Source organism: Oscillibacter sp. CU971 (assembly GCF_905219725.1).
In the GTDB taxonomy this organism is placed as follows: domain Bacteria; phylum Bacillota; class Clostridia; order Oscillospirales; family Oscillospiraceae; genus Oscillibacter.
Map to the genome: position 1 here is coordinate 1 of NZ_CAJMXG010000214.1, position 5,077 is coordinate 5,077.

General features: G+C 54.9%; 6 protein-coding genes. 2 read left to right on the forward strand and 4 right to left on the reverse strand.

Translation table 11 applies throughout. From position 1 onward, the window contains the following. Nucleotides 1–311: 311 nt before the first annotated feature. The 4 genes from JX325_RS12595 to JX325_RS12610 are packed head-to-tail and all read right to left on the reverse strand — an operon-like array spanning nt 312 to nt 3,202. Nucleotides 312–701, reverse strand: coding sequence for a YxeA family protein (locus JX325_RS12595; protein WP_204791459.1), 390 nt, complete (start codon nt 699–701; stop codon nt 312–314). A gap of 15 nt (nt 702–716) precedes the next feature. Further along, complete coding sequence (locus tag JX325_RS12600; RefSeq protein ID WP_204791460.1) at nt 717–1,496, reverse strand: ABC transporter permease; 780 nt, start codon at nt 1,494–1,496, stop codon at nt 717–719. Nucleotide 1,497: 1 nt separating this feature from the next. Further along, the gene (locus tag JX325_RS12605) at nt 1,498–2,286 is read right to left on the reverse strand and encodes an ABC transporter permease (RefSeq protein ID WP_204791461.1); all 789 of its coding nucleotides are present in this window, start codon (nt 2,284–2,286) and stop codon (nt 1,498–1,500) included. After that, the gene (locus tag JX325_RS12610) at nt 2,279–3,202 is read right to left on the reverse strand and encodes an ABC transporter ATP-binding protein (RefSeq protein ID WP_204791462.1); all 924 of its coding nucleotides are present in this window, start codon (nt 3,200–3,202) and stop codon (nt 2,279–2,281) included. Before JX325_RS12610 ends, JX325_RS12605 begins: the two co-directional genes overlap by 8 nt. A gap of 146 nt (nt 3,203–3,348) precedes the next feature. On the opposite strand from JX325_RS12610, the gene JX325_RS12615 reads away from it, so the two are divergent. Then, nucleotides 3,349–4,044 carry a response regulator transcription factor gene (locus JX325_RS12615; RefSeq protein ID WP_204791463.1) on the forward strand — a complete coding sequence of 232 codons (696 nt, stop codon included), beginning with the start codon at nt 3,349–3,351 and terminating at the stop codon, nt 4,042–4,044. After that, nucleotides 4,041–5,077: histidine kinase dimerization/phospho-acceptor domain-containing protein (locus JX325_RS12620; RefSeq protein WP_204791464.1), on the forward strand; the 1,037-nt coding region annotated here is incomplete at its 3' end. The genes JX325_RS12615 and JX325_RS12620, both read left to right, overlap by 4 nt.

Sequence of the window (5,077 nt, forward strand, 5' to 3'; positions counted from 1 at the left end):
AACGGAGGGGGCGGGGAGCGCCAGCGGGGCCGGTGTCGCTGGTGTGGAAATAAAAAAGCACCCGGATGGTGCAAGGCCATTCGGGTGCTGGGGGCAACATTATGAGCCGTCAGGGAACGACTATTTTCGCAACCTTGGGAGGAGTGCGCCGCTGTAGGGGGCAGGCTTTTTTTGACAAATGCCTATCTGCCTGTAATCGCATGGCGGCATTCTCCTATATGTCGAGAAAGCAAATGGAAAGGCGGCGGCTTTCATAAAACCGCCGCAGAAAATAAGCCCTAAATGGATAGAGCTTCTGTTATTCGCTGAAATTACCCTTCATCATCCGATGGAGCAGAATAATGATTCTGTACTGCTGCCGGAAGCTCGTCATACTGTACCTCGCTCCAGTCCAGGACGCCCCGGAGCGGCATGACGGTCAGACGGATAAAGGCCCCCTCCCGCAGTTCTCTGGATGTCCCGAAGGTGATCTCTTTTTCGCTCCCGTTTTCGTCATAGGACAGCAGCGTGTAGGAATAGGGCAGGCTGCCTTTGAAGTTAATGACGCCTCCGTTAGAATCCACCTGTTCCACCCTGGTGTTATCGATCTGGGTGTAATACTCGGCGCTGCCGGAGCCGGAGAGGAACCATGCGCAAAAGCCGGCCAGACCAATGAGCAGGACGGCAACGACGCCTATTGTGATTTTCACTTTTTTCTTCATGTTGTTTGACACCCCTTACCAACCTTTTTTTGTGATGACCCGTTTGGGCTTTTTTGCTGTCTTTGGAGCCGCGCCTTTTTTTGCTGTCGCCACAAAAGCGGCGGCAATCAGCAGAGCGGCCAGCAGACTGAACATACAAAGCAGCGGATTCCAATGGACAGCCGCATCATAGCTGCGGTATCCAATCAGCCCCATGCTTGCGGTCACGGGATACAAATTCGCCAAGGTCATGCTCCCCGCCGCGAACATGCCGCCGTAGCCGTAGACAAAGGCGACAACCGCTCCAATCAAGTGCCCGTTTGGAATACGGGCGGCGATGGCGATGATTGGCAGAACCGCGATATAGAGGAACAGACAGTTGGCCGTGATCTGCAACCCGGCCTGCATAACTGCCGGAAAATCACCGCCGGGAAATCCCAAAAGGGAGGATGCCATCACCGTGAACACAGTGCTGACGATCCCCAGGAACAGGGAGAGCAGCCCGCAGACGGCCAGCTTGCCAGCCAGCAGAGCGGGAAACGACAGGGGAACCGTCAGAATGTTTTTCAGCGTATCATCCGTTCCCTCCCGGCTGATGATATATCCGGTAATCAAAGCGATGCACATGGGGAAAATCGTTGTGATGTTGTTCTTCAGGACCTGCTCCACGAAAAAGGAGAAGGTCCATACACTTCCATCCTGGGCGGTGGTGGAGAAAACGGTCAGCAGGACGGACAGCAGCATCAGGAAAACCCCTGCCCAGATCATGTGGTACCGTTTCAGTTTCCAAAATTCGGTTTTCATCAATACCAGCATTTCAATTCCCCCCTCTCGTTTTATACAGCCGGTCAATCAGCAGAATGGACAGGACAGTCATTGCACTCAAAATCAAAACGGTCTGCGTTGTTGAGGGAATCAGGTATTGCAGTTCCCCCAAGCTGCCCTTGACGCCATGCCGAACCATATCCCCCGCGCACCAGAGGTTTGTGAGGGGAATCGGCATCAGCCAGCACAAAAACTTCGGCAGGACACCAAAGCTGCTTTCGGCGGTCAGGCTTAACACGCTGTAAAAAATGCACAGCAGAACGGAGAAGATATAGGTCTTGCTGAAAAAGACCACCAGCACCACCAGCGGCAGAGTGCCCGCTGTGATGAAAATCCCCATCTCCACCGCCAACCACAGCTTATAGCCCAGTCCGCCCACCTCGGCAATCAGGCCCCCGCAGACAATGGTGACGGCGGCTGTGGACAGGCAGAAAATCAGTCCAAACAGAAACAGAACGATCATTTTGGCAAAAATCATCTGGGTGCTGGTCACCGGGATGGTCCGCAGATTTTTGAAGGTGTCGTTGTCCCGTTCCATAAAGAACAGCATGGCGGCGATGACGCCGATGACGCAGGGCAGAAGCAGTTCCACCCCATAGCCCAGGACAAACTGATAAAAGTCGTCAAAGAGCTCGGCTTTCGTGTCGTACCGCTCCATCATGCGGGGCGTCAGCATCATCAGTGCCAGCGGGGGCGGGAACAGGAACGCGGAGAGGATTACAAAAGGAATGAACTTCTTCCGTTTCAGCTTCTGAAGCTCACAGGAAATCAGCTTAAGCAATCCCCTCACCCCCGGTCACCCGCTTGAAGTAATCCTCCAGGCTTTCCTCCACGGTCGCGGCCTCCGACACCTCCAGGCCGCGCTGCACAAAGGCAGAAACGATCTTTTCCACGGGGACCTTGGCAGAATCCATCCGCAGATGGTGACCGTCCTGTACGGCAAACTGATTTTCGTGGAACACACCGTTCAAGACCTCCGCCGCCCGCCCCGTGTCGGAGACTGTGAAGCGGATATACCGGTCGCTCTTGGCTTCCAGGTCCGCAAGGCTCTCCTCCTCCAGCAGCACACCGTGGTCGATGATGCCGATGTCGTCTGCCAGCAGCGCCACCTCGGAGAGAATGTGGCTGGAGATCAGGATGGTCTTGCCCCGCTCGTCGCACAGCGCCCGGATGAAGGAGCGTACCTCGGCGATACCAATGGGGTCCAGGCCATTGATGGGCTCGTCCAGGATCAACAATTCCGGGTCGTGCATCACTGCCAGGGCGATGGACAGCCGCTGCTTCATGCCCAGGGAGTATTGGGAAAAGAGCTTTTTATCCCGGTAGGGCAGGCCAACCAGCTCCAGGGCGCTTTTGATTGCGTCTTGGTTTTTCAGTCCCCGCAGGGCAGTGAAAATGCGCAGGTTCTCCGTTCCCGTCAGGTTGGGATAGAAGCCGGGGGATTCAATCAGGCTGCCGATGCGGGGCAGCAGCTTCTTCTCATTGCCCAGCAGGGACTTCCCCCAGATCGTCACCTTCCCTGACGTGGGCTGTGTCAATCCCAGCAGCATCTTCATGGTGGTGGTTTTTCCGGCTCCGTTTCGGCCCAGCAGACCGTAGATGCGGCCTCTTTGAACATGGATGTTCAGCTCCGCCACGCTCTTTTGGGTCCCGTACTGTTTGGTCAGCTGTTTTGTTTCGACGATGATTTCGCTCATAGCGGTTACCTCCTTTATGGGGTCAATATACAACACCATCCTTGAGCGATCCTTGAGGCAACCTTGAGATAACCTTGAGATTGCGCCGGCGGCATATACAATTTTTAGTTTCTGCGCTATAATGAGTGCGGACAGGAGGAGCTTATATGCTGGACAGAGAAATCCTCGTTGTAGACGATGAAAAAGATTTGCGGACAATGATCCGCTCCATTTTTGAGAGCGCCGGATATACACAGGTTACAACAGCGGCCTCCGGGCAAGAGGCACTGGCGGTGATGGCGAAAAAAACACCCGGCATCATCGTTCTGGATGTGATGATGCCGGATATGGACGGGTTTGAACTGCTCCAGGAAATTCGGGCCGTCAGCAAAGTCCCCGTTCTTATGCTCACCGCGAAGGGGGAAGCCGAGGACCGCTTTGCCGGGTTTGAGCTGGGGGCGGACGATTATCTGGTCAAGCCTTTTCTCCCGAAGGAATTGCTGCTGCGTGTCCAGGCGATTTTGAAACGGGCCTATCCTGAAAAAGAGCGGGTTGTTACGCTGAACGCTGCCGCGGTGGATTTAGACCGGGCGGAGGTTATCCGAGATGGACAGCGGACGCCCTTGACCGCCAAGGAGTACAGCATTTTTGAAAAGCTGGCGGAGAACGCTGGCCGGATTGTCACCATCGGCGTNCTCTGTCAAACGCTGTGCGGGGACNTCTGGCAGGGGTATGAAACAACGCTGATGACCCATATCCGGCATCTGCGGGAGAAGATCGAGGAAAATCCGTCAAAGCCCGTATCGCTCCTGACGGTGAAGGGTCTGGGGTATAAGCTGGTGGTAAAGGAGCCGGAGAAATGAAACCTGCGGAACGCTTCTTTCGGAAATACTTTTTATCCATGGTGGGCATTATCGCGCTGTTCCTGCTGCTCAATGTTGTCCTGCTTTTCTCTGTGTTGATTTGGGCCTGGCAGACCTCGGAGGTGCCGGAAATCTCTATAAGCAAAATCTGTGACAGCATTACTCTGGATGGAACCGGACATTTGACGGCGGCTGGGGTGCTGGACGAAATTCTGGAAGAACATCACGCCTGGGCGATGGTTTTGGACGATACCGGAACGGTCATTTTTCAGAGCAAACTGCCGGAGGAACTGCCCCGGCGGTACACGGCAGCGGATGTGGCAACATTCAGCCGGTGGTATTTGGGGGATTATCCGGTCTATGTGCAGGAGCATCCCCAGGGGCTATTGGTAGTAGGCGGCGAAAAGGGCAGTCAGGCGAAGTATTACTTTTCCGTCAGTGAGGGCTATGCGAAAAAACTGCTTGTCGGGCTGGCTGCCGTCTTTCTGACCAATATCATTGTGGTGGTCCTTTTGATCTGGAAGAACACCCGGCACGTTGAAAAGGCGGTCACGCCTATTTTGCGGGGGATTGAAACGGTTTCCTCCGGCCAGCCGGTTAGTCTCCCGGAGAAGGGAGAATTGGCGGAGATCAACCGCCAGCTTAACAAAGCGGGGGCTTTTATTGCCAAAAAGGACAGCGCCCGCGCCGACTGGATCAGCGGCGTTTCCCATGACGTGCGGACGCCCCTCTCGGTGATTTTGGGTTTTGCCGGACAGTTGGAGGATGACCAAACACTTCCAATCTCCGCCCGTGAACAGGCGTCCTATATCCGTAGGCAGGGTGAAAAGCTGCGGAGCCTGATTTCCGATTTGAATCTCACGTCCAGGCTGGAGTATTCCATGCAACCCCTTCGGATGGAGAAGGTCTATTTCGTGGAGCTGGCGCGGCAAGTCGTCTGTGAGTTTTTGGACGGCGGGTTAGAGGCGCGGTATCAAATTATGTTTGATTCCAGCCAGGAGAGTGAAACAGCGTCCATCATGGGAGATGAGGC

Excerpts from the sequence above, each read along its gene's own strand:
- JX325_RS12595 (WP_204791459.1), bottom strand. The coding sequence starts at position 701 with ATGAAGAAAAAAGTGAAAATCACAATAGGCGTCGTTGCCGTCCTGCTC.
- JX325_RS12600 (WP_204791460.1), bottom strand. The coding sequence starts at position 1,496 with ATGCTGGTATTGATGAAAACCGAATTTTGGAAACTGAAACGGTACCAC.
- JX325_RS12610 (WP_204791462.1), bottom strand. The coding sequence starts at position 3,202 with ATGAGCGAAATCATCGTCGAAACAAAACAGCTGACCAAACAGTACGGG.